The sequence below is a fragment of the Vibrio kanaloae genome, assembly GCF_024347535.1.
GTDB classification, from domain to species: Bacteria; Pseudomonadota; Gammaproteobacteria; order Enterobacterales; family Vibrionaceae; genus Vibrio; species Vibrio kanaloae.
Map to the genome: position 1 here is coordinate 690,616 of NZ_AP025498.1, position 24,141 is coordinate 714,756.

A 24,141-nucleotide genomic window follows, 5' to 3' on the forward strand; every position below is an offset into this window, starting at 1 on the left:
TTATTCCAATTTAAAACGAACGGGTAGTTGTACGCGGTGAGCAATCGCTCTACCATTGACAGTGTGAGGTGAAAATTTCCATTGTTTAATGGCGTCTAAAGCGGCGTTGTCGAGTATTAGCAGACCTGATGAATTGATTAATGCTTGTTTAATTTGTTTACCTTCTGCATCTAACCAGACCTCATAGATAGCGACGCCTTCAATACCACGACGTACTGCCTGTCTAGGGTAGTTCGGCGGTGTAGGGCGTTCAGAGAAAGAAGGCTTAGTCACTAGTACCGGCTCTTGGTTTGATACGCCTTGGTTTACTTCCTGAGGTTGGCTCGCAGACTCGTTCATATTCTTATCTACTTTCTTGTCGGCCAGCTTCTCTGGTTGAGTGGCTGGTTGTGGGCGTTTTTTCTTCACGACCTTTTTCTCAGTCACCGGTCTCTTTTGAACCGGCTTTTTCTCGACTTTCTTTTCCACAACCTTTTTCTCTACTTTCTTGGGTTGAGGCTTATTGGTGATCGCTTTTTTCTTTGGTGTAGATTTGGCTTGCTCTGTCTCAACGGCCTTTGGCTCGACAGGTTTAGGTTCTGCTTGTGAGACCGTTTCTTGGGGTGGTTCTGGTTCAACCGGTTCTGTAACGGTTTTTTGTTGAGCCGGGGAAGGCGTGCTCTTTGGAGTGAAGTTGATCGATACCGTGTTCGATTGGCTACCTGCAGGCATGGCAAATACTTTGGACTCTTGAGCAACAAATAATAGCGCCGCATGAATCACTAACGATGCACCGCTGGCAATAACATATCTAGGAACGTTCACATTCAATCCTTAATCCACTCCAAAATCTGTATCGGATTATTGCTTACAATCTAAATAAGATCAATTATCAATTGCATTATCATTTGCGTCTATCTATGATTCTTTCAGTTTTAGCGAATCGTTTTTCAGACTTTGCTATGTAAGTGTTTAGAGAGATTATATGAGTCTTGACGTTTATAAATTGGACGAATCAATTCTAGGTGTGTCGAGCCCTGATCCGCTTCGTTTTGCGTTTACAAAATTCTGGACAGTAAGCCTCGCTTAATATCGAACCTTTTAGTTTGTAACTTACGTAAATTACTCGTTTATACGGAAACATATTCAATGACAGATACAACATTAGAACTAACAGAAACTCTAGAACAACGTGTCGCTCGCACTATTGAAGAAGAACCAAAACTGCTTCCTACCGCGGTTGCTGAGAAGTTAGGCGTTTCAGAGGTTGAAGTCGTTGCTGCTTTTCCAAATGACATGGCGGTGATGTTAGATGGTAGCCGTGCTCAGGAGATTCTAGAAGGCCTAGTGGGTTGGGGCCCTATGACCACAATCATGCATTCATTCGGCTCAATCTTCGAAGTAAAAGCGCCGTTCCCGAAAGGTAAAGTAGCGCGTGGTTATTACAACCTTATGGGCAGAGAAGGCGAGCTCCATGGCCACCTCAAGCTCGACAACATTAAGCACATTGGCTTAGTGAGCAGGGCGTTCATGGGGCGTGAAAGTCACTACTTCGGTTTCTTCAGTGAAACGGGCGAGAACATTTTTAAGATCTACCTAGGCCGTAATGAAAAGCGTGAGCTAATTGCCGACCAAGTTGAACGCTTCAAAACGTTAAAAGAACAAGCTTAAATACAATCAATAGCAAGCTTAAATAAGATTGCCTATTAGCTTAAACAGTACATCAATGCTCGAGGATCGTTGAGTTCGCTAATGATCGCTCAACCTCGGGCAAAAATAATAAATCAGAGAAAGTGAAGAAAGGAATTACCCATGGAACAGCAAGTAAAACAAGAACGTCTACAAGGTCGTCTAGGTCCAGAAATTAAAGAATTTCGCCAAGAGCGCCGTACCCTTCAACTTGCAACGGTTGATGAAGAAGGCCGCCCAAACGTAAGTTACGCCCCTTTCGTTCAGAACCAAGAAGGTTACTTTGTTCTAATTTCTGATATTGCTCGTCATGCTCGTAACTTGAAAGCAAACCCTCAAGTCTCTTTGATGATGATCGAAGATGAAGAGAGCTCGAAGCAGCTTTACGCGCGTAAGCGTTTAACGTTTGATGCTCAAGCGAGTGTTGTAGCGCGTGAAACGGAACTTTGGACTCAAGTGATTGGACAGATGCAAGAGCGTTTTGGCGAAATCATCGATGGCTTGAGCCAGCTTCAAGATTTCTCTCTATTCAACCTTAAAGCAGAGAACGGCCTGTTTGTGAAAGGCTTTGGTCAAGCATACCAAGTGTCTGGTGATGATCTGGTGGATTTCGTTCACCTGCAAGAAGGCCACAAAAAAGTATCTAACGAGTAATCTCGTTTAACCTATTTCTTAAAGAGCCCTCCACAGAGTGAGGGCTTTTTTATGTCTAAAAATCGTCGTTAGCACGTCGAAGAGTTTTGTAATTACTTTGTAAATATATGGAGCGTTGCAAATACAATGGGCGCAGATGTCAGAAAAAGCAGACTAAATCAAAGAGTTTGCTATATTGGCGTCTGATTACTATTTATGTGTAAGGATCACTACGTGAAACCAGTAAGTCGAGATTGGGACGAGTTCTGTTACCCTTTTATTTATGAAGACAGTCCTATCTGTGATTTTGAGATTCTGTCGGACGAACTATGCTGCCGAGTTGGGTTGGTGTTGTCTTTGGAGCTGGAACCACAAGTTCGCGATATCTTGCAACGCCTGCAACCAAACATCTACCACCTTAATGGATCTGTACGTGGGAAATTAGCGATCACTGAATCCGAACTGGTCGAGCTAAAGCAAGATTACCACCGTATCCGTGAGCAGTTAGAAGGTGGTTTCAAAGGTTTTGTATTACCCGGAGGGCATCGAGTGTCAAGCGAGCTTCACTTATGTCGCTGTCAGGCTAAAAAAGTCGTGCGAGCATTGGTGAGTATTGAGCATCATGAAAGTAAAAAGTCACCTGACCCGGTTCTTTTTAAATACGCTAACTTAGTCGCGAACACTCTCTATGCATTGGCCTCTTTTACCAATCATGTCAATGAAGTTGAAGAAGTGGAGTTTATGAGTAAGAGTTATTCTATGCCAAAGAAATCTTAAGGAAGAGTTCTACACTGATTCATCTCTAAGCTAAGAAGCTAAACCATTAAGCATGATGCTAGGTTTAGCTTCTAAAGTCGCGCTTAAGCGGGTGTAGAGGCGTCGTTTAAGACTTTTGCTCCGCGTAGCATCGCTTCGATTAATTCGCCCGCGTTGAACTTCTCAAGTGCTTCATGTGCACCCACCTGATTGGCACGGTCAACACAGATTTCACTTGATAGTGAGGTATGCAAAATACAGTAGGCATGACTTAGGGCGTTGTCATTTTGAACTTCAAACGCAAGCTCGTAGCCATCTAACCCTGGCATCTCGATATCACTCACCAGAAGATCAATGGCATTGCCAGTGCTGGCTTGGCGTCGCATCAGGTCGATAGCATCTAAGCCGTTGTTACATATGCTGTAAGGGATGTTGATGCTGTCTAAGGCATCAGATAACTGTTTACGTGCAATCAAAGAATCATCAACCAATAAGATATTCAGCGCTTTGAGGCGTTCCCTTTCAACATCGGTAAGCATCGGAATATGCGCATTCTCGTAATGTGGGTAGATTTTAGAAAGCAATAACTCCACATCGAGCATCTGAACAATACGATCTTCAAAGCGTGTAATGCCGGTAACGAAAACATTGCGCCCAACGCTCGCTGGTGGTGATTCAATGCTCTTCCAATCACATTCAATGATTTTATCAATCGAACGAACCAAAAATGCGACTACCGTCCTCAAACAATCGGTGACGATGAGTACACAGCTTTGGTATTCAGTGGGTGCTATTGGACGAAAACCTATTGCTGCTGACATATCAATGACAGGTACGGTAAGTTCTCTGATGGTCACTGTGCCGATGACGTGATGATGAGAATAAGGGATTTGAGTCATCGGCTGAAAAGGCACGATTTCTCTTACCTTAAGCGTGCCAATAGCAAAACTCTGAGTTAGGGATAATTTGAACATCAACATTCCCTGTGACTGGCTAGCTTTACTGATCGGTTTCGCCATAAGTGGCTCCTGCTTTACTACGTACTTAGTTTATAAGGAATAATCTAAAGGGAAATAAGGGTGGCGGCAAGTCGCTATGCGGTTTTTAGGCGCTTTAACTCTGCTGTTTTCGGTTATAGAGTGAAGAATGGCAGTTCTTGGGGTAAAATCATGAAAAATGCTCGCTGTCGATAGTTTTATGTCTACAAGTCGGTAGCGTTAAACAGATATACAACCGTCAGTGATTGGTGGTTATTTGAACAATTAATGGTTCGAAAATCGAGTGTTGAAGTAATCGTCTCATACAAACTGACAGTAACAAATTGAGAATTATCATGGCAAGAACAGCAGCAGCGCTTCATATTTTGGTGAAGCATAAAGAACAAGCAGAAGACATCATTAAACAGCTTAAAAAAGGTGCTAAATTTCAAACACTAGCGAAGAAGCACTCAACATGTCCATCTGGCAAAAAGGGCGGCGACCTAGGCGAGTTCAAGAAAGGTCAAATGGTGCCTCAGTTTGATAAGGTTTGTTTCTCTGGCGAGACGCTTGTACCACATCTTGTAAAAACAAAATTCGGTTGGCACGTAGTAAAGGTTCTCTACAGAACCTAGTGTAAGATATGTGTTTGATGGAATACAAGGAGCGTATATACGCTCCTTTTTTGTGACTGTTTGGTGCACTTAAAAGCACAATGGCTGAGCGTTCATCCCTGACGTTATAAGATAATTGGGGCTACGCCCTCGCCTATCCACCGTGACTAATTGGTAAGAGGATGAGGGGTTTTAATGAGTAAGTCATATAATAAATGCCATTCTTAAGGAAATTTAAGCAGCTTTGCCTTTTTAGTCTTTGTCTTTATCTAGAAAGCTGTAACTGAGTTTGGTAGGAGAACAACATGGAGAGTTCAGCTATGTTAAGCAATCCAGCGACAGATGTCATATTGCATGCTTTTGACTGGTGCTATGCTGACGTAATGAAGAACGCCCCACAGATCCAAGAGTTGGGTTATAAATCTGTTTTAGTTTCACCGGCAATGAAGTCGTTACGTAGCCCTAAAGGCTGCGACAGAGAGTCTGGCACTCAATGGTGGCAACGCTATCAGCCACAAGATTATCGTGTGATCGATAATCAGTTGGGTGATACACAAGATTTTAAAGCGATGGTTGATGCGTTAAAGCAGCATGGGCTTCGTACCTATGTGGACGTAGTGTTTAACCACATGGCAAACGAATCTGGTATCCGCAGTGACTTAACGTATCCTAATCTTCAAGATATGGCGTCTTACCAAAAAGACGCCGAATATTACGAATCAATACGCTTGTTTGGTGATCTTTCTAAGCCTTTATTTGATGAAAACGACTTCGTTGAAGCGTTTGGTATCAAAAACTGGAAAGATACGTGGGAAGTGCAGAATGGGCGTATTACTGGCGGAGCCAGCGATCCTGGCTTACCAACGTTGTTAGTCAACGACAATGTGGTTGCACAGCAGCGAGCGTATCTAAAAGCCTTGAAAGAGATAGGTGTGAAAGGTTTTCGTATCGATGCGGCAAAGCACATGACACTTTCCCATCTGTGTAGGGTGTGGACCGATGATATCTGCGAAGGAATGCACATCTTTGGTGAAATCATTACTGATGGTGGTGCGACCCAAGAAGAGTATGAGCTATTCCTTGAACCATACCTGAAGCACACTCGCTTAGGCGCTTACGATTTCCCTTTATTCAATACCATCTTCAAAGCCTTTGAAGAGCAGGGCAGCTTTAAGTCTCTGATCAATCCTTACTGTTTTGGTCAGGCGCTATCGAATATGCGAGCCATCACTTTTGCTGTGACTCATGATATTCCAAACAACGAAGTGTTTTTGGAATATGTGATGGATGAAGTTGACGAACGCTTGGCTCACGCCTTTATTCTTGGTCGAGATGGCGGTGTGCCGCTTGTCTATAGCGAATTAAGTACCAGTGGCATTCTGGATCAGAATGGTCAGCCTCGTTGGTTTAATGACTGGCGAGCGCCATATATGAGAAGAATGATTCAATTCCACAACCATGTTCATGGCGAAACGATGCGTGTGGTTGAAGCGAATGATGACTTGTTGGTATTTGTCCGTGGTGATAAAGGCATTGTTGTGATTAATAAATCTAAGCGAAGTAAAACAGCATCACTGACTTGGACTGGTGCAGTGACCGATTTGTTGTCTGGTGAAGTGTTCGAGTGCGTTGGCAAGGATTTAACCATTAAGATTGAACCTAACCAGTGCATGATGTTGACAACTAACTAGGTCGAGCCTGTTATGATACCAATCGTAGTAAATAACTGGTCATCCTAGCTTGTTAAAACGCTCGATAACTTCGTTATAAATTTTGATTGTAGAATAACTACTTATCGGAACTCTTTGTCGAATAGAGCCGCCTTGTTCTCAAGCCTTTTTCCTGCGCTATTTATGATCACTTACTTACTGTTGTTGGTATGAGTTAAGCCCAACCGGTAAGTAAGATAAGATTGAAAAGAAAGCCCCGCTACTGGTAATCAGTAAGCGGGGCTTTTTATTTGAAGCTGTTTATTGGTTACTAAGCAAAGCGTTAGTTAAACTGACAGGCGATTAAACCGTGAACTTGTTCAATAGTTCATCCTGTGCTTGAACATTGTCAGTTTGTACCTGCATTGCCGTGTTTGCTTCTTGAGCCGCGTTTGATACTTGCGTTGAAAGGTCTTTGATCTTAACGGTGTTGTTGTTGATCTCTTCCGCGACCAAGCTCTGTTCTTCTGCTGCCGAAGCAATCTGAATATTCATATCAGAAATACGTTGAATTGCGTCACGGATGCGGTCAAGTGAAGAATTCGCTTGTTGAGCGCGTTCAACGGCGTCAGTCGCCGTATCTTTACTCTGATTCATCGCGTTAGATACTGAGCTTGCACCAGCTTGGAGCTGCTCAATCATGTTGCGAATTTCAGTCGTCGACTGTTGGGTACGTTGCGCCAGAGTACGAACTTCGTCGGCTACGACAGCGAAACCACGACCTGATTCACCAGCACGTGCGGCTTCAATCGCTGCGTTCAATGCCAGCAGGTTCGTTTGGTCTGCAATGTCGTTGATGACTTTAAGAATTGTTTCGATGTTCGCGGTTGCTGATTCAAGTACCTGTACTTCTGCAACGGCTTGGTCGATACGAGTTGATAAGTTATCAATCGCTTGAGTGGTGTCACTGACTACAGAAGTTCCGTCTAACGTTGCTTCATCTGCTTCACGAGCCGCCGCCGCCGCGCCTTGAGCGTTGTTTGCTACTTCTGTCGCGGTAACCGCCATTTCGTTCATTGCTGTTGCTAGCTGTTCCAGCTCTTGCAGTTGAGTGTTCATTGCGTTTGCTGATTCGCCCGCACCTTTAACCGTGATTTCAGTACCACGCTTAATCTCGATACCAATCGCTTTCGATTGAATTATTTGGTTCTGCAGATTTTCAGTAAAGGTATTGAAACCTTTTGCTAGGTCAGAGAACTCTTTATCTGTATTCGTATCTAGGCGTTTGGTTAAGTCACCTTGTCCGCTTGCGACATCTTGAATCGCGTGGTTAAGTGCATCAAGTGGGCGCATTAACACACGTATTAGAATCGTCAGTGCGATGATACTGAGAATTACCGCTATCAACGAATAGATCATCGAGCTGTTCTTGAGATCTGCAACGGCTTGGTAAGCGATCTCTTCATCAAGAATTGCGCCAATATACCAATCTTCACTTGGGATGTGCGTGAAGTTCACTAGGAACATTTTGCCGTCGACTTCAATTTCTTGAGAGCCTTCGCGAATGTTAGCTTGTGGCATGTAGCTCGAGAGCGTTTCACCGTTGTTTTTAGCATTCGGATGGGCAATTGTCGTGCCGTCGGCTGTGACCAGGAATAGGTAGCCCGCATCAAACAAGTTCACTTGGTTTACTAAAGTAGCAAGGTTGGTCAATTCTAGGTCGTAGAACATACCAGCAGTGAAGCGGCCGTTGTCTTTAACTGGCGTACCCACTGAGATAATGACTTTCTTACTTGATGCATCCACATAAGGCGCGGTAACAACTAAACTGTTTTTGGATTTAGCATCAATGTACCAAGGGCGAATTCGTGGGTCGTAATCAGGGCCGGCGTCCCAACCGTCATCATTTTCAATGACGAAACCGTTTGCTTCATAACCAAAACCAACCGCAAGGAAACTGTTTTTAAGTTTAGGCTTTTCTAAGATTTCTTTTACGTAGGTACGATCTTGAGGGTTGATTTCGATGACTTCAGTCGTCGATTGCGCCAACGCTTTCTTGGCGTTCATCTCTGAGACTACGGTATTCCTGACTCCAGAGACCATTTCCTCTAGGCTCGCATTGACGTGGTTTTCTACAGCACTTCTTACGGTGTAAAGTTGTTGTATTGAAAGCAATGATACTGTTACTAGCAGCAAGGCTGATGATGCAGCAACCACCTTATGGCTAAATTTCATTGAATATTCCCCTTCTCACAGGCTTTGCGAAGACTAAAGTTAATCGTGTTTTTCTAATTATATATATCGACGAAACTGAAATTTACTTGAATGTAAATTCACAAAATAGACTACAAAAATATAACAATTCACACAACATGAAAATCATTCAATCAAAGTATCGTTATTTTTATTATTCTATTCAATGATTTAAAGCTCAGTTCAGCCTGAGTTAGTTAACTTGAGTATTTATTAGTTAGACGTTTATGCGTGTGATTTTTTATTAAGAAAATAGGAAATGAGTCAATTCATATGAAATTAAATGATATGCCAGTTTTATATTTTGATAAGATTTAAAATGGGGATATGAATATATTCAGTAAAAAAAGCCTCACAAAAGTGAGGCTTTACAAAACTGTGTCTTTACTGATTTACATCAGTAGTCTCTAATTTAGAATATTAAATGAGCTACACCAGCGATAATTGGAAGCGTAATTAACGTACGTAAAATAAAGATAATAAACAGTTCTAAGATGTTCACTGGAATCTTACTTCCGAGAAGCAGAGCGCCCACTTCAGACATGTAAATCAGTTGAGTGACTGACATAGCGGCAATAACAAAGCGAGTCATTTCATTGTCAATAGAAGCGGCAAGGATTGCTGGAATGAACATGTCCGCAAAACCAACGACGATAGTTTCAGACGCTGCTACCGCTTCTGGTACACCAAGTAGATCTAAGAATGGAATGAAAGGCTGACCTAGGATTGAGAACACAGACGTGTATTCCGCAATTACCAATGCCATGGTACCGAGACCCATAACAACAGGTAATACACCAAATACCATATCTACGGCGTTACGCACACCTTCAGAAAATACTGACTTAGCAGACTTAACCTGTGATGCCTTATTTACCGCTAACTCAAAACCCCAAGAGAATGTTGAGTGGCCAGCAGGGATCGCGTCAGCATCTTTGTTCGGCTTGCTACCATCAATGAAAGTATCTTTCTTCATGCTTAGTGGTGGAAGGCGAGGGATGATAACAGCTGCCACAATGCCAGCTAAACAGATCGCTGCGTAGAAAGGCAGGAATAGGTGTTCTAGCTCTACTTGTGCAATAACCACAAGGCTGAATGTAATAGATACTGCTGAGAAAGTGGTACCAACAACTGCTGCTTCACGTTGAGTATAGAATCTCTGCTCGTATTGTTTACTTGTCAGCAGAATACCAACACTACCGTCTCCTAACCAAGAAGCCATACAATCGATAGCACTGCGGCCCGGTAGGTTGAAGATCGGACGCATTACTTTACTTAGCAAGGTACCAAAAAGTTCTAATAGACCAAAGTTCAGTAGTAGGGGCAGTAGTAAACCAGCAAAGATAAATACGGAGAAAAGTGTTGGAAGCAGGCCCTCTAAGACTAGGCCGCCCGTATTTTCTTCCCAAATAATTTCGGGACCTATTTGGAAAAAAGTCATCAGCGCTGCAGCACCACCAATGAGGCGAACCGACAGCCATAAAGGAGAGGGGTTGAACAGACCGTTTAAAAATGAACTGGATGTAATGAATGTAGGCTTGAAAATCGTGCTCAATACTGAAGTGACAGACATAAAAGCAACGATCGCAGTGATAATAGAGACTAGATATTCACCGAAAACCGCTTGGATTGATTTCGCCAAGATAGCGACAGGGATGGTGAGATCACCTTGATAGCTGATTGGCGCCATGAAAAGGAATAAACCAATCAATGATGGGATTAAGAAAACCCAGAAACTGCCTTTAGATTTCTCTGTTGGATCAGTATTCGTGTTGTTAGACATGTTATTGTTCTCGAATTTCTACACGTAAAAAAGCCACATCCTTGGCATTTTTATCCACTAAACATCCGTATTTTCTTATAGGATGCAAGATTACCCAGTATTAATATCGCTTGCAATACTATTCATCAAATATCGCTAAATATTCAGGATGCTTATTCTGCGACTCTGCGTTACTTTGGAATAAAGTGTTGTGAATGTTACGTATCTTGAGGATATATTTCCAGATATTTATTAGTTAACTGGGGCTTCAGTTCGATAAGTTAAATAGAGCCAGTAGCTAAACGCAATAATAAAGGCGAAAGAGGCAGGGAAAGCCAGGGCTAATATTTCGAAGTGTTGGAATAAGCAAGCGCCAGTTAAGCCACCAAATAGAAAACCGACGACGATGAACATCAGCAGTTTGGCTTTACGGCGATCAAAGGGCATACCTTTTAGGCGAGCGCCAATCATGATTCCAAGATCGGTAATGATTCCGCTCATGTGCGTAGTACGAATGATTGCGCCACTATAGGTGGTGATCATCGCATTCTGTAAGCCACATGCGGCTGAAGCGAAGTATTGGCCAGAGGTGTAGCCTTGTAATAGTGCCCAAAGTGCCAAAAACAGCAACCCACCTTCAATACACAGTGCGACACCGTAGCGGCGTCCTAGCTTCAGAGCTTGGTTTTCAATAAAGAACCCGCTGAAAGCAGCGCCTAACATAAAGCTCATAATCACCAATAAAAGGTGCACGGAAGCCGAAGTTGGAGTGAGCAGGCTGCTGCCTAGTAAAGACATGGTGCCCGAAACATGGGATATGGCTTGATGTTGGAAGCCAAGTAATCCAATAGAATTAACGCTACCGGCAAGGCCTGCTAAGAGTAAGGCACCGTATTCAACCCAACGAGGTAGCTTAGAAATCATGTGGTTCACTCCGGGTTAAATAGAGGAACAAGATTATAACGCTCGCAAAAAGATACGCTAGTGTTGTCGGGCATTCATGTTTGATCTTAGGCAACAGTATTGCAGTTTGTTTCGATGAAGCATTGTTATAATGCGGACTGCCGCTACTAAGATACTGTAGCTATTACGCAGCCTGTCGCTCAAAAGAAGTTTGTCGTTATAAAAAGTGCACCGTTATATAAAGACAAAGATAAGGATAAAGATCAGTTACAAGCTAGTTGTAATGGCTCATTTGGTGCTCAAACTTAACCCAGCCGTATTTACGTTCTTCATAAACGGAAAAGCTAGGAAGTGGAAAATCTTGTTCTTTAAATAGCCCGAGTGGGACGACATAAAAATCGACGGCGGCAACGGATTGTAAAAGCATGGTGGTGCCACACTGAGGGCAAAATTGATAAGTGACTTCACTGCCCGTATCGCTGATGCGTGAAAAATAGGTCACTTCTCCGCTCAGTGTGACCTGTTCAATTGGGAACCGAGCTTGAACGCCGAACACACTTCCAGTTCGTTTCTGACACTCATAGCAATGACATACAGAGGTTCGCTGGGGCTCACCTCGGCATACTAGGTTGACTGCTCCACAGCGGCATTCACAACTTCTGATATTTCTATCTTTAATATGCTTGATATCCATCTATGTTTCACTTCTGGTTAACCCTGTATTGATAATTATACTAAAGCCCTTTATGGTCTGCACAACTGGATGAAAACAAAAGAATACAATTGCTCATGAAAAAGAAAATCTTACCTATACCTCTGATTTTACTGATTCCTATCGTCATGTTAGTTGTGGTCATATTGGCGGGTGTTTATCGCTTTAGTTTAAGTGATGAAGAGATTTTGGCGAAGTTTCCTTCTTCACAAGTCAGTTATGATCCCGTGGTTGAAACCGTTTTTGATTTGAAGACCACTAACCCATGGACAATTAAAGTTCCTGAAACCAACGCATACGCCTTTATTAATGAAGTCGACGTGCCAAAAGCAATCGCGTTTGGTCGTTATGACTCTGGTGTTGAGCGCGGTGTAGCAACCGTCGATACAAAAAGCCTGGCAGCCGTGACGCTAGGCGAAGCGAATTTCTTTGTTGCACCTATGTGGATATCGAATCAAGGCAGCGGCGTATTCTATTACCTTGGCCTCTTTAAGCATGACCAGCAACGAAGCCGCGTGGTGTTGGTTGACCAACTTTTCTTGGGTGATCGCGTGAAAATTCAGACTTTAGATGTTGCCCAACAGTCAGATTCAAAATCACAGAATAAACTCACAGGGCAAGGTTTTATCGGTTTTACTCAACATTCTGCGGAACAATCATTTGCAGAAACCCCTTCTGAAAAGGTGTTAATGAGTTTTTCTTTTGATACACAATCAATTGGTAAGTAATAACATTTTTGCGAGCACAAGGATGTGTTGTTTATGTGAGTCAAATTACATATTATCTTAATAGATTGAATGAAATTTAGACATTCTTTGTGTCTGCTTACTTTTACAAATGGAGCTTGCGAATGATTAGTAAACGTTTTTTTAAGACGAAAGACGAAGTTGAAGTGACTTTTGAGCTAGAAGCTCAAGAAGCGAACTCAGTATTCATCGTTGCTGACTTCCTTGATTGGAAAGCCACGCCAATGAAAAAAATGGCGAAAGGGAAAGTGTACAAATTCAAAACTCGCCTACCTAAAGATGGCGAGTTTCAATTTCGCTACTTAGTTGATGGCCAACAATGGGTGAATGACGTGAATGCTGACCGTTATATCCCTAACGAATTTGGTCAAGATAACTGTTTGGTATCGACGATTCCAGCCTAATTTCTGGACACTTATTGTAAGCATAAAGCTGTGTTTTTCGGTTCAAATCGTTTTACTTTAATAGTGAGAAGGGATTGGTGAGTTAAGGTCGCGATTTGCTTAATAACAGCAATTAATGCGCGGTGTTTATTAATTGTTCGATACAAAATAACGTAGATAAATAAAAAGCAGTAGCTAGCCGTTTCTGCTTTTTTATTTCTCAATTTAGCTGTTAATTTTATTTATAGTGAAACGATTTTTCACTTTTTATAACTCAATGACTTAGCGGGATAGAGCAAGATTCGCATCATATTATTGCAATGTATTGATGATTTATGCGTCCGAAAAGCATATCCTATGCTTTTATATCGTAGAAAGACTTGTTTACCGTGTATTCAAAAATATTTCCCTCTCCGTTTGCTGAGCTTTCACCTGTAAAAAAAGTAGCTATTTTAGGACTGCCACTTATTGCAGCGATTGGTGTTGCTCTGCAATCGTCACAATCGGATCTGACGAAAACGATCGATCTTGATTTACCCGACTCAACCGTTATTGAGTCTATTCTGTCACCTTCTTCTGTTGCTGTTGTTATTGAGCCGCCGACGTTTGAGTATCAAATTCAAACGGGTGATAACTTGAGTAGCATCTTCAATCAGCTTGGATTTTCTTATAAATCTATGATGAGCGTGATGGAGACCGATTTGAACTTTCTTGCGTTGGACACGCTTCGCCCAGGTAACACATTGCGCTTTTGGCGTGATGAGGCAACAGGCGAGCTTTCCAAAATGGAGCTTAAATTTAGCGTTGCTGACAAAGTTGTTTATCGACGACTTGAAGATGGCAACTATGAATTCGAAGATATCTCTATTCCTGGTGACTGGAAGCAAAAGCCTCTCGTGGGTAATATTCAAGGCAGTTTCTCTATGTCGGCAAATAAAGCTGGCCTGAACAGTATCGAGATTGACCATATTGTTACTCTGCTTAAGGATAAGCTGAATTTTAGCCGAGATTTACGTGCAGGCGATCAATTTGAAGTGCTTCAGAAAGCACAATTTGTCGATGGTGTTGCTACCGGAAAACGTGAAATTGAAGCCATTAAGATTATGAATCGTAATCGTGTGGTGTCTGCGTATTTACATACCGACGGACAATATTATGATGCTAATGGTGATAGCTTACAACGCGCGTTCCAACGTTACCCTGTGAGCAGTGGTTGGCGTCAAAGTTCTCAATTTAACCCTAAGCGCTTGCACCCAGTGACTGGTCGAGTTTCACCACATAACGGTACGGATTTCGCGACGCCAATTGGTACGCCAGTTCAAGCAACGGGTGATGGCAAAGTGGTGATGACTCGTAAGCATCCATACGCGGGTAACTACGTGGTTATTCAACACAGCAGCACTTACAAAACGCGCTATTTACATTTGAGCAAGATCCTCGTTCGTAAAGGGCAAACGGTATCTCGTGGTCAGCGTATTGGTTTGTCCGGTAAAACTGGCCGAGTGACTGGCCCGCACCTACATTACGAATTGATCGAACGCGGTCGTCCTGTCGACGCGATGAGAGCGAATATCCCGATGGCCAATTCTGTACCTCAAAAAGAAAAAGCAACGTTTGTGGCCGCTAGAGATGAGGCAGATAAGTTATTAAAGAAAGCTCTGGAAACTCAGTCTAACAATAGTTAACTGATGTACTCCTTTGTATTCCCAAAAGCCACGAATTCTTTACTAAATATGTAAGTATCTAGTAATGCTTCGTGGCTTTTTGATCTTTGGATAAGGTATAGCTCTGGCCTAGCTTTTTAGGTCATGAGAGATTCTGAGTGAATAACATAACTGATGATAGCTTCTGGTCGCATAGGCGGTGAGTAGAGGTACCCTTGGATCTTGTCACATCCCATGGCGTGCAATTTTTCTAATTGCTCACGTTTCTCAACGCCCTCTGCAACTAATGACAAATCAAGCCTATGAGCCAATTGAATAATCAGCCAAACAACACTCTCAGATGTCGAATTCGTTAGCAGGTTTCGAATAAAGGTTGCATCAATTTTGATGCAATCGATAGGATAACTGTGGATGTAATTCAAACTCGAGTAACCAGTACCGAAATCGTCTAACGCGATCGAAAAGCCTTGCTCTCGTAGATAGTTGAGTGCCGATTTTGTCTCTTTGGTGGGAGATAGCAGCACCGTTTCAGTTAGCTCGATAACAAACTCATTTGCTTTAAAGTTATGTCGCTCAATGGTTCGAGTGAGATAGGAGATGTAACGCTTAGAATCGCTAAGCTCATGAGCCGAACAGTTTATCCCAAGCTTAATTTTATAGCCTAACCCCTTTTCTAATGTTGTTTTTGCGCGACAAACCAGATCGATAATATGTTCACCCAGTTCAACAATAAGACCAGACTCTTCTGCGACTTTGATGAACTCCATTGGCGATACATTGCCATGCTTAGCCGTTTTCCAACGAGTGAGTACCTCGAAGTATTCCCATTGCTTTTCACTTTGACCAACGATTGGCTGCACAACCACGTACATTTCATTGTCATTTCCATTCGGTGTAAAGCTAGGTGAAGTTGCACTTTCAAGTTCATTTCGTAAAGCCGCAACCAACTCCGTTTTTCTTTGATAGCGAGATATTAGATGGGTGTCATAACATTGAATGTGAGTATCTTGTCTTTGCTTGCACTCTTTTAGAGCCAAACTGGTGTTAAAAATTATTTGTTCTACGTCTTTGTTGCTCCCTTCCGAGCGAGCAATACCAATGCTGATGTCGAAAGCGACTTTCATATCGACGCTATTGTAACCCTTTTTTATTTTGGCCAATATCTGCTCACAGATAAAAATAGGGTCTGAATGGTAGGTAATGAAGGCAAATTCGTTTCCTGCCGTCCGGAAAGTCAGATTGTTCTCGGGTATGGTTCGGCGTAAGGTCTCTGCTACGTACTGAAGCACTTTATCGCCAATATAATTACCGTGCATATCATTAATGGCTTTGAAACTATTTACGTCGAGCAAGGCTAATGTGAATGGGGTGCTTCTCTGTTGAGTAATCGATTCCAAAGTGTCCGATAAGCAACTTCGGTTTAGTAACCCAGTTAAGCTATCGTGTGATACTTCATAACTGAGTTGATTGACCAGTTGCTCAGAACGCTCGTTGAACCATATTTCCCTTAGTGTGTGGATGACGATGTTTGCGAAAAGTTGATGGTGTTTAATCACGTTTTGCAACTGATTCGGGTTAAGAGGAGAAGTAAACGTAGAAAACAGCACACCCATGACCTCGCCACTCTGAGTTCGAGTAGGGATTGCAATTGAGTTCTGTGAGGTGATTTCCTGCTTAAATGCCGATGTAGGCAACGACTGAATGATATATTGAGCGAATGAACAGTCTGGGTGCTGTTGATGGACAGCTTGTTGGTAGATGTGACCGTGACGTGCGTTGATTTTATCATGTAGTACATGGTCCGAATGGGCTATAACCAAAGGAACCATCTGATCTGGAAAGTACTTTTTCTCAATGATGGTGGTGTATTGAGTGCCGAACATTTGGTGCAAAATGAGCACGGCCGACTCTAGAAGGTCGATGCCTTCTAATTTAAGTAAACGACCAATGCGTTCTGCATCTATCATGCTGTTATGCGTATGTTGAGTCATAGTCACCATCCGTAGTTAACCAGAACCTATTTGTAAGCTGTATATGTGCATACTTGTATAATATTTATGCGTCTAGTTTATTATTGGCCGTGTTGTATAACTTTTCAAATTTAAATGTGATTTATTTCACAGAGCCAGAGTACTGCGCTCTTTGTCTAATCGATCTTTCAGATGGTCCAAAAACAGCTTGGTTCGTGTATGTGAGTAATCAAGCTTAGGGTAGTAAGCGTAAACCATCACTTCATCAGCCGTGATATTTGGCAATACTGGAACTAATGTCCCTTGCTTGAGCTCTTCTTTTATCATCGCGTTAATGGTCAGAAGTATTCCCATTCCTCGTTTGGCGGCATGAAAAAGTGCTTCTGGGTTGGTGGTTGCAAAGTTCCCGTTCAAGGTAACCCTTTGGCCTTTGGTTAGCGTTACTTCTCGAATCGGGCGCTCGCCCCAGATCAATGAGTTATGCCGTTCTAAATCCTGCTCGCAGGTAGGGTGACCATGTTTTGTTAGATAGTCGGGTGATGCATAAAAGCTGGCTTTGTGTTCGAAAAGCGGGGTTTTCTTAAAGCTTAATGAATTGAGTTGTTCCAGCTCACGACTGATCACGAGATCCAAGCCTAGTTCAGGTAATTGACCCGGAGTCGTGGTGATAAGTTGTACTCTTATGTCTGGATATTTCTCCAAAAAATCATCTAAGTACTGAACTAAGAATTTAGAACCAACCGCAATGGTAGCCCCAACTTTTAATAGGCCAGCAGGGGTTTGGTTAACCGAGCGAGTTTCATCAATAATGGACTGCCAACTATCGAGCTGATCTTTCGCTCGTTGATAGAAAAGTGCACCGGCCTCGGTTTGGCTGATAGATCGAGTGGTGCGCTTTAAAAGTTGGGTGCCGATGCGCTCTTCTAGCCAGTTTACTCTTTTGCTGATCGCTGAGCTGGTGGTATTGAGTTTGCGCGCCGCGCCATTGAAGCTGCCTTCTTCCACCACTTTTACATAACTTTTTACGTTAAGAATCCAATCCATATTATTTCCTATCTGGACCTAATTAAATTCCAATTTGGTTAATTATCAATTATTGGTTTTGAATGTAAACTTATTTTATGAATGAAAATCGAACGAATAGGGAATTTTTTGAGCCAATTGATCTTTAAAAAAACGCCGTTACTTTTAGCGATGATGATCATTGCTACGGGGCAAGTAGGTGTGAGTATCTACTTGCCAGCACTGCCGTTAATTTCTTCTGACTTAAGTGTTACTCAGGTAGAAGTACAACTACTCGTCACGTTGTTTCTGGTTGGGTTTGGTTTGTCTCAGCTATTTTACGGGCCGATGTCTGATGCGGTAGGAAGAAGGCCTATCTTCTTGTTGGGTCAGGGGGTTTATCTGATTGGTACCGTTGTTTGTTTCGTATTTTCCGACAATATGATGGCGTTGGAAGTCGGCCGGTTACTTCAAGGTTTAGGGGCGGGTAGCGCCTCGGTACTAGGGCGAAGTGTGCTTCGTGATAGCTATGATGGTTCTCAGCTTACCAAAGCGTTGTCTTATATCTCCATTACCGCTTCGATCATGCCAATTATTGCGCCGGTATTTGGTGGTTGGATTTCATTTCATCTCGGTTGGCAGGCGGTGTTCCTGTTCGTTTTATTGTACTTATTAGCGATATTCACGCTGGGTTACTTTGTTCTGCATGAAACTTTGCCATACAGAAAGAGCCGTTTTGATGCCTGCCAGGTGGTGAAGAACTACGGGCACTTGTTGACCAATCGCCAAGTGTTGACCAGTGCCAGTTATAACTGGATGAGCTATATGGCGAGTTTGGTTTCGTTGTCGTTGTTTCCATTCTTAATGCAAGAGCAATTGGGTTTGACTGCGGCCGAATATGGTTCTTTGATGATTGTGCCTTCAGCAGGGTTATTGATTGGGAGCGTGACGTTAAACTTACTTCATCGTAGGTTTAGTACACCGCAGTTGATGAGCCTTGCGATTTTGATTGTTATGGCTTCAGGAAGTTGGTTGCTTATGCATGAGCTAACAATTTTCAATCTAGTATGGTCATTTACTTGGTTGGCGATAGCTCAGGGAATATCGTTCCCGCTTTCTATCAGCATGTTGCTGGAGCCTCATAAAAATCAAGCGGGTGCAGTTTCTGCTCTGTCAGGCTCAATTCAGATGTGTTTGGCAGGTTTATTAGGTGGATACTTGGTTGAAAGTTGGGTGACAAATCACCTGCAACTCGGCGTATTTTACTTGGTCATTGGGACTATTATGGGAGGAGTGCTTTGGTCTTCAGTCAGAATGGACAAGAAATTTGGTGCAACAGAGGTTGAATACAGTTCAACAACGAGCACTCCATAGTTCATCGTTAAAGCGTTGTATTTATGTTGATGGTTTCCTACAATACTTCGGTCCACTTAATAGGTAAAAAACATGCAGCAAAATGAATTTGAAGTACTGGTAAAAGGTATTTGCGCACTAGATGGCCTGCCTCAAGCGCTTGAGCTATTGAAATCTAATGAGGACACTGAAGTCGCTGAGGCTGCCGCATCACTGACTGGTCAATTTGCGCTAGCGGAAGTAGAAGGTGAAAAACGTATTTACCACGTGACGCTTCAAGAAAACGAACAGGGTGAAGAGCAAGAGTACATCGAACATGTTATGAATGAAGGCGATGACTTAATCAAATTTGCAGCTTGGTTCTTTGAAACTATGTTCGAATTAAAGCAAAAAGACACATACCAAATTGCGGGTAAAACTTACAGACAGCCAAAGCGCAGCTAGGTTTCTAAGCAATTAGGTTTCTAGAAAAACTATTTTTAAAGCAGCTCTCTTGAGCTGCTTTTTTTATGGATGTTTAAATGAATATTTTGATTGTAACTTGATGGGTCTGTTACATTAAAGTGTGATTTAAGTCTTGTTTTTGGGCGTTTTAAGTGTAGAATCCGCGAACAATGAAGTTGATTAAGTGCGGAGATAAGCATGAACTACGAACTAGGCAATGTATACCTTGGTCAAATTGCAGCAAAAAACATGATGCACGAAGCGTTATACGGCAAGCCAAAGCCAAAGAAACCATCGTTCTTTAAGCGAATGAAGAAGAAAATGGCTAAATAAGCACTTTCCCAAACGGAATTTTAAAAGGCCTTAAACTCATTGCAGTTTAAGGCCTTTTTCGTTTTAGCTATCGATGACTTTTATGGCTCTGTTTTGTTGTGGATAGGTACAACAAAACATTGTTAGTTAATTATCGGAAGTCTAACTCTCTCTAAGCGAGATCAGCTTGCTGATTGATTAGATAAATCGACAACATTGTTTGGAATGGAATTTAGACCATTTTCTTTCATCCATGCTTCCAAATTGTCTGCACCGCCGATGTATTTCCCATCAAGCCAAATCTGAGGGACCGTAACTGGTGTTTTATTACCAATGTGCGCTTTCACCTCTGGGATCATACGAAATAGAGCGGCGCCGTCTTTTACGACATCGTGGTATTGGTATTCAACCCCCGCTTCATCAAGCATTTTCTTTGCCTTAACGCAGAATGGACAGGTTGCTTTGCCATAAACGATGTTGCCTTTTAGGTTGTCTCGTTTGGTCCACTCTTTGATTACTGACTGAACTAGCACGCCACGATTAAGAGCTTCACCTTGGCTGACGACCTTACCTTCAACGACAAGGATAGGCGCATGCCAAGAGCCGAGTTTTAGCGGTTCCCACCAGTGAGATAACCAATCTTTCACTTCCAGTTCGACATCGACATCGGCCAATTCATTCTCAAAAGTATCCTTTAGAATGTCTTTGGTAAGGGTACATTCTCCACATGGGATGTTTACTTTAAATGGCCCCCAGCTGCCTGCCCAACGGTATAGTGTAATCTTGACTGGTTTCTTCATGGTTACGATCTCGCTTAAAATTCTCTTATCAATATAGAACGGACTGTAGACGTATTTATTTCATTGGCCTTAAATTTTATTAACTTTCGCCGGCTTTTTTGTTTCCCAGTGAGTAATAAACGCAACAGATGCAATAATAATTGCCGCCCCTAACCATAAGCGGCCTGGTGGAACCCAGCTGAATACCAGCCAGCCAGCCAGTACATTGAGTGGTAATTTTGCATGATCAAACGGTTGAACAAAAGAAGCGTCAGCGACGGAATATGCTTTTACAATCGCCCATTGAGCCAGGGCCGTCATAACACCGATAACGATTAAGATAACCCAAATGGTCCCACCGCTTGGCGTTTGCCAATCAGGCACGGCCAACAAGATGTTAAATGGCGTGATCAATAGCAAAAGGTAAACCACCATAGTTGAAGGACTGTCTTGTGAGGAGAGCTTTTTCACCATCAGTGAATAGCATGCCCAAAAGAAAGCCGCGCCAACCGGTAGTAACGTTGCCCAACTAAAATCTTCGGACCATGGTTCGAGAATAACCATAGCACCGGTAAAGCCTGCTAACGTTGCCCCCCAACGAGCCGCGCCCACTTTCTCTTTGAGGAAAAGTCCAGAGCCAATGGTTGCAAAAAGTGGAGAAGTCATGAGGAGAGCAATACCTTGCCAAATAGGTACAGGGTAAGCTAACGCCCATATCCAAAGTTGAATACCGATAACCGATAAAAAAACACGAAATACATGAAGTTTGAGGTTATCTGTTCTGAGCGCGCGACGAATGCCTAACGTTTTTAAGTAAGGAAGAATGGCGAACAACGCGATGGCGTATTGAATGACGGCGACGGTGGTAGAAGTCAGTCCGAAGTGAATACTCGCGATTTGGGTCAGGCTATTAATCACGGCAAAGGCTAAACCAGCGGTTAGCATCCAGCTAGCGCCTTGGATCGGATGGTGTTGTGACATGATGCTTCTAATTGTTTGATATGGTTTGTCGTATGATACGGATTTAACACCACGAAACCAGAAAAAGCATTGCTGAAGTTGGTTAGAATATTTGAATAACAAAAAAGGTTGAGCAAATGCTCAACCTTTCTATTTATAGCTAAAGTGAATCTAGATTAGAAGTCGTAACGTACACCTAGACGAAGTGTATCTTCGCCTTGAGTGGTTAGGCCTGTCGTCGCATCTTTCACTTCGTCTAAGTTGTTTAGTTGGTAAGCAATGTATGTGCGAATTGATTTGTTGAATTTGTAAGTACCCGTTAACTCGAAGAAGTCAGCGGTATCTACGGTTACGTTTTGAGACGCATCTTCTTCTTGTTTTTGGTAAAGAGCTGCGAGTTCAAACTGACTGGTTAGTTTGTACTTCGCGGCAACTTCTACACCAGAGAATTCAGTGTTAGCCTTGTCGTCAAGGTCGCCCATCGTATAAGTTGCACCTAAGTACAGGGCATCCAATTTATAGTTAATACCAGCGATTACAGCCGTTGCTGAACCATTTCCAGCCCCGTTGTCATTGCCTGAATAACCAAGGCCAAAACCTAACCCCATAGGTAGAGTGTAAATACCAGAGACACCGTAACCGTTTGTATCTTTGTCTTCACCAGCAATTAAACTTCCTTTTAAAGAAAGAGCATCAGCATCGTAAGCATATACAAACGTGTTGTTGACTTGCTCGTCGCCGGCATTAATGAAGGCTTTTTGATCACCAGAGAAAATGGTAACGTCCGACATTTCTGAAATTTGAGCTGCTGCTGTATCTTGGCGACCTACCGATACTGCACCGAAGTCACCTTCAAAGCCCGCATACATGTAACGTTGCTTAAAGTTATCGGTTTCATCATTGTCAGCTGAGGAGTTTACGCTTTGTTCTGCTTCGTAGAAGCCAAAGCCAGATAAGCTATCGTTGATTTCTGTATTACCACCAACATTTAAGCGAACACGGCTCTTGTTTTTCATTGAACCGTCTATTTCAGCACCACCTGAACCGATGAAATCACCACGGAATTCTGCACGACCGCCAATTTTAAGTTCAGTACCATCAGAGCTGTAAACGGTTGCTGCTAGAGATGAACCTGAAACTAGTGCCGCTACCACTGCAGAAGCTAGAACTGCCTTTTTCATAATCACTTACCTTATATTTTAAATATCCGCGAGCAATGTGCCCTTCGTTTCGATATGAAGCTAATTTAGAGCAGATAAATTAAGCTTTCATTTCTATAGAATTACATTTTCGTGAATGAGGAACTTTTTAAGTGTTGATTTTATTGCACTTTTACTTCAATTGGTTGAGTGGTTTGTAAATAGACATACAAGCTTGAAGTTTTGCAACCGTCTCTTTGAAGGGCTTACTTTGAAATATGTGAGAATAATATGAACGGAGTTTATGTATCGAGTAGAGCTTGCGGATCAATTAACTGCTTGTACTGGTTACGATATCCTCTATGATGCAAAAACTTAAAAAGAGAATATATTTTGCTCAACAAGACGGAGATAGTTGGATGAAAACAGAGTACTTAGGCGATGTTTTACAAGGCCGGCAGGTTATAGGCTCCTTGAATGTTGAAGATCTACCCGTTGGAGCGCATCAGTTTTGGTTCCAAGTGACCAGTGATGGGCTCGGGCAACCTAAAAACATGCCAGTTTCTGTTTTCAAAGGCAGCCAAGACGGCCCTAAGCTTATGGTTACCGCTGGTATTCATGGCGATGAACTAAATGGTGTACTGGCTGCACAACAAATTATTAGAGACTTGGTGGGTAAAACACTGAATGGTACGGTGACAATTGTACCTACGGTGAACTTGTCTGGTTTGCTAAATCACAGTCGTGACTTCATCTCTTCCGATCCGGGTTCATGCCCTGCCAACCTCAACCGACTCTTTCCTGGCGATGCCCACGGACTAGCAGCGGAACGCTTTGTTGCGTCACTGTGGGAGCGCTTACTCAAGCACAATGCAACATTTGCCGTTGACCTCCACACCCAAACTCGTGGTGCGGTATACCCACTTTATGTTTTCGCTGATTATCGAATCGAGCAATGTTTGGAGATGGCAAGACTGATGCAACCAGATTGTGTTCTTAATGATCCCGGCGACCCTGGGATTCTTGAAACAGTTTGGAATCGCAGTGGTATTCCGAGCATCACTGTAGAAGTCGGGATGGGTAAGTTTACTCAACCAGACATGATTCAAAGAGCGGTAGATGGCGTATTAAATATGCTCTCCTATTACGAGATGCTTGAGGTCGATGGACAACATCCGTTAGAGGCAAAGCAACTGCCAAGCATGGATTGGATTGAAGGCAACAACGTTGTGTCCATTCGCGCTGATATTGGTGGTTTTGTTCTGCCTCAAGTCGAGCTTTTGCAAAGCGTGGAGCAAGATGATCTGTTAGCCATCCAATATGATGCGTTCGGCAATGAATGTCGTCGTTATCACGCGCCGTCTTCTGGCCGTGTACTCAGTTATAACGTGGATGCACTAAGAGAGCCGGGTGCGTTGGTGTGCCGCTTATTGAGCTAGTAATAAGTTAGACAGTGGCTAGG

At 42.7% G+C, this 24,141-nt stretch carries 23 protein-coding genes; 12 read left to right on the plus strand and 11 right to left on the minus strand.

Annotated features, from left to right (window positions below; translation table 11 throughout):
• Entirely contained in the window at nucleotides 1–804 is an 804-nt protein-coding gene (locus OCV24_RS17285) for an energy transducer TonB (RefSeq protein ID WP_150877446.1), read from the minus strand.
• Between the two features lie 324 nt (nucleotides 805–1,128).
• Here OCV24_RS17285 and hutX point away from each other — a divergent pair, with 324 nt between their 5' ends.
• The 3 genes from hutX to OCV24_RS17300 all read left to right on the plus strand — a co-directional run bounded on the left by hutX (nucleotide 1,129) and on the right by OCV24_RS17300 (nucleotide 3,078).
• Nucleotides 1,129–1,650 (plus strand): heme utilization cystosolic carrier protein HutX, encoded by a 522-nt coding sequence (gene hutX, locus OCV24_RS17290; RefSeq protein ID WP_136998376.1) that lies wholly within the window; start codon nucleotides 1,129–1,131, stop codon nucleotides 1,648–1,650.
• Between the two features lie 141 nt (nucleotides 1,651–1,791).
• A complete protein-coding gene (hutZ, locus tag OCV24_RS17295) occupies nucleotides 1,792–2,322 on the plus strand; it encodes a heme utilization protein HutZ (RefSeq protein WP_060469343.1) in 531 nt (176 codons plus the stop codon).
• Nucleotides 2,323–2,535: 213 nt separating this feature from the next.
• Nucleotides 2,536–3,078 (plus strand): ATP:cob(I)alamin adenosyltransferase, encoded by a 543-nt coding sequence (locus tag OCV24_RS17300; RefSeq protein ID WP_136980801.1) that lies wholly within the window; start codon nucleotides 2,536–2,538, stop codon nucleotides 3,076–3,078.
• Between the two features lie 83 nt (nucleotides 3,079–3,161).
• On the opposite strand, the gene OCV24_RS17305 is transcribed toward OCV24_RS17300, so the two are convergent.
• Entirely contained in the window at nucleotides 3,162–4,076 is a 915-nt protein-coding gene (locus tag OCV24_RS17305; protein ID WP_137008567.1) for a chemotaxis protein, read from the minus strand.
• Nucleotides 4,077–4,390: 314 nt separating this feature from the next.
• Between OCV24_RS17305 and ppiC the strand changes: the two genes are divergently transcribed.
• On the plus strand, nucleotides 4,391–4,669 hold the full coding sequence (gene ppiC / locus OCV24_RS17310; RefSeq protein ID WP_017057968.1) for a peptidylprolyl isomerase PpiC: 279 nt from the start codon (nucleotides 4,391–4,393) through the stop codon (nucleotides 4,667–4,669).
• A 284-nt stretch (nucleotides 4,670–4,953) separates the two neighbouring features.
• Nucleotides 4,954–6,339: an alpha-amylase family glycosyl hydrolase gene (locus tag OCV24_RS17315; RefSeq protein WP_150877444.1), complete on the plus strand. Its 1,386-nt coding sequence runs from the start codon at nucleotides 4,954–4,956 to the stop codon at nucleotides 6,337–6,339.
• Nucleotides 6,340–6,660: 321 nt separating this feature from the next.
• Here the strand turns inward: OCV24_RS17315 and OCV24_RS17320 are convergent, their stop codons facing one another.
• The 4 genes from OCV24_RS17320 to OCV24_RS17335 all read right to left on the minus strand — a co-directional run bounded on the left by OCV24_RS17320 (nucleotide 6,661) and on the right by OCV24_RS17335 (nucleotide 11,909).
• Nucleotides 6,661–8,532: a methyl-accepting chemotaxis protein gene (locus OCV24_RS17320; protein ID WP_150877442.1), complete on the minus strand. Its 1,872-nt coding sequence runs from the start codon at nucleotides 8,530–8,532 to the stop codon at nucleotides 6,661–6,663.
• A 430-nt stretch (nucleotides 8,533–8,962) separates the two neighbouring features.
• On the minus strand, nucleotides 8,963–10,333 hold the full coding sequence (locus OCV24_RS17325; protein ID WP_046223132.1) for a YjiH family protein: 1,371 nt from the start codon (nucleotides 10,331–10,333) through the stop codon (nucleotides 8,963–8,965).
• A 231-nt stretch (nucleotides 10,334–10,564) separates the two neighbouring features.
• A complete protein-coding gene (locus OCV24_RS17330) occupies nucleotides 10,565–11,236 on the minus strand; it encodes a YoaK family protein (protein ID WP_017057972.1) in 672 nt (223 codons plus the stop codon).
• A 253-nt stretch (nucleotides 11,237–11,489) separates the two neighbouring features.
• A complete protein-coding gene (locus tag OCV24_RS17335; RefSeq protein WP_029627212.1) occupies nucleotides 11,490–11,909 on the minus strand; it encodes a GFA family protein in 420 nt (139 codons plus the stop codon).
• A gap of 95 nt (nucleotides 11,910–12,004) precedes the next feature.
• Between OCV24_RS17335 and OCV24_RS17340 the strand changes: the two genes are divergently transcribed.
• The 3 genes from OCV24_RS17340 to OCV24_RS17350 all read left to right on the plus strand — a co-directional run bounded on the left by OCV24_RS17340 (nucleotide 12,005) and on the right by OCV24_RS17350 (nucleotide 14,741).
• Nucleotides 12,005–12,655 carry a hypothetical protein gene (locus tag OCV24_RS17340; protein WP_077681323.1) on the plus strand — a complete coding sequence of 217 codons (651 nt, stop codon included), beginning with the start codon at nucleotides 12,005–12,007 and terminating at the stop codon, nucleotides 12,653–12,655.
• Between the two features lie 122 nt (nucleotides 12,656–12,777).
• Complete coding sequence (locus OCV24_RS17345; protein ID WP_046223130.1) at nucleotides 12,778–13,077, plus strand: isoamylase early set domain-containing protein; 300 nt, start codon at nucleotides 12,778–12,780, stop codon at nucleotides 13,075–13,077.
• A gap of 368 nt (nucleotides 13,078–13,445) precedes the next feature.
• The gene (locus OCV24_RS17350; RefSeq protein WP_137008562.1) at nucleotides 13,446–14,741 is read left to right on the plus strand and encodes a peptidoglycan DD-metalloendopeptidase family protein; all 1,296 of its coding nucleotides are present in this window, start codon (nucleotides 13,446–13,448) and stop codon (nucleotides 14,739–14,741) included.
• 116 nt (nucleotides 14,742–14,857) lie between these two features.
• On the opposite strand, the gene OCV24_RS17355 is transcribed toward OCV24_RS17350, so the two are convergent.
• Entirely contained in the window at nucleotides 14,858–16,711 is a 1,854-nt protein-coding gene (locus tag OCV24_RS17355; RefSeq protein WP_017057977.1) for a putative bifunctional diguanylate cyclase/phosphodiesterase, read from the minus strand.
• 126 nt (nucleotides 16,712–16,837) lie between these two features.
• Nucleotides 16,838–17,734, minus strand: coding sequence for a LysR family transcriptional regulator (locus OCV24_RS17360; protein WP_017057978.1), 897 nt, complete (start codon nucleotides 17,732–17,734; stop codon nucleotides 16,838–16,840).
• Between the two features lie 108 nt (nucleotides 17,735–17,842).
• Between OCV24_RS17360 and OCV24_RS17365 the strand changes: the two genes are divergently transcribed.
• The 3 genes from OCV24_RS17365 to OCV24_RS17375 all read left to right on the plus strand — a co-directional run bounded on the left by OCV24_RS17365 (nucleotide 17,843) and on the right by OCV24_RS17375 (nucleotide 19,822).
• Complete coding sequence (locus OCV24_RS17365) at nucleotides 17,843–19,066, plus strand: multidrug effflux MFS transporter (RefSeq protein ID WP_150877440.1); 1,224 nt, start codon at nucleotides 17,843–17,845, stop codon at nucleotides 19,064–19,066.
• Nucleotides 19,067–19,138: 72 nt separating this feature from the next.
• On the plus strand, nucleotides 19,139–19,489 hold the full coding sequence (locus tag OCV24_RS17370; RefSeq protein ID WP_150877438.1) for a hypothetical protein: 351 nt from the start codon (nucleotides 19,139–19,141) through the stop codon (nucleotides 19,487–19,489).
• A 198-nt stretch (nucleotides 19,490–19,687) separates the two neighbouring features.
• Nucleotides 19,688–19,822 carry a hypothetical protein gene (locus tag OCV24_RS17375; protein WP_261878794.1) on the plus strand — a complete coding sequence of 45 codons (135 nt, stop codon included), beginning with the start codon at nucleotides 19,688–19,690 and terminating at the stop codon, nucleotides 19,820–19,822.
• 161 nt (nucleotides 19,823–19,983) lie between these two features.
• Here OCV24_RS17375 and OCV24_RS17380 read toward each other — a convergent pair whose 3' ends face one another.
• The 3 genes from OCV24_RS17380 to OCV24_RS17390 form a co-directional block, all read right to left on the minus strand.
• The gene (locus OCV24_RS17380) at nucleotides 19,984–20,601 is read right to left on the minus strand and encodes a glutaredoxin family protein (protein ID WP_137008554.1); all 618 of its coding nucleotides are present in this window, start codon (nucleotides 20,599–20,601) and stop codon (nucleotides 19,984–19,986) included.
• A gap of 69 nt (nucleotides 20,602–20,670) precedes the next feature.
• Nucleotides 20,671–21,561 carry a DMT family transporter gene (locus tag OCV24_RS17385; protein WP_150877436.1) on the minus strand — a complete coding sequence of 297 codons (891 nt, stop codon included), beginning with the start codon at nucleotides 21,559–21,561 and terminating at the stop codon, nucleotides 20,671–20,673.
• Nucleotides 21,562–21,716: 155 nt separating this feature from the next.
• Nucleotides 21,717–22,721 carry a porin gene (locus tag OCV24_RS17390; RefSeq protein ID WP_017057984.1) on the minus strand — a complete coding sequence of 335 codons (1,005 nt, stop codon included), beginning with the start codon at nucleotides 22,719–22,721 and terminating at the stop codon, nucleotides 21,717–21,719.
• Between the two features lie 377 nt (nucleotides 22,722–23,098).
• Between OCV24_RS17390 and OCV24_RS17395 the strand changes: the two genes are divergently transcribed.
• The gene (locus OCV24_RS17395; protein ID WP_046223125.1) at nucleotides 23,099–24,118 is read left to right on the plus strand and encodes a succinylglutamate desuccinylase/aspartoacylase family protein; all 1,020 of its coding nucleotides are present in this window, start codon (nucleotides 23,099–23,101) and stop codon (nucleotides 24,116–24,118) included.
• The last annotated feature ends 23 nt before the right edge of the window (nucleotides 24,119–24,141 follow it).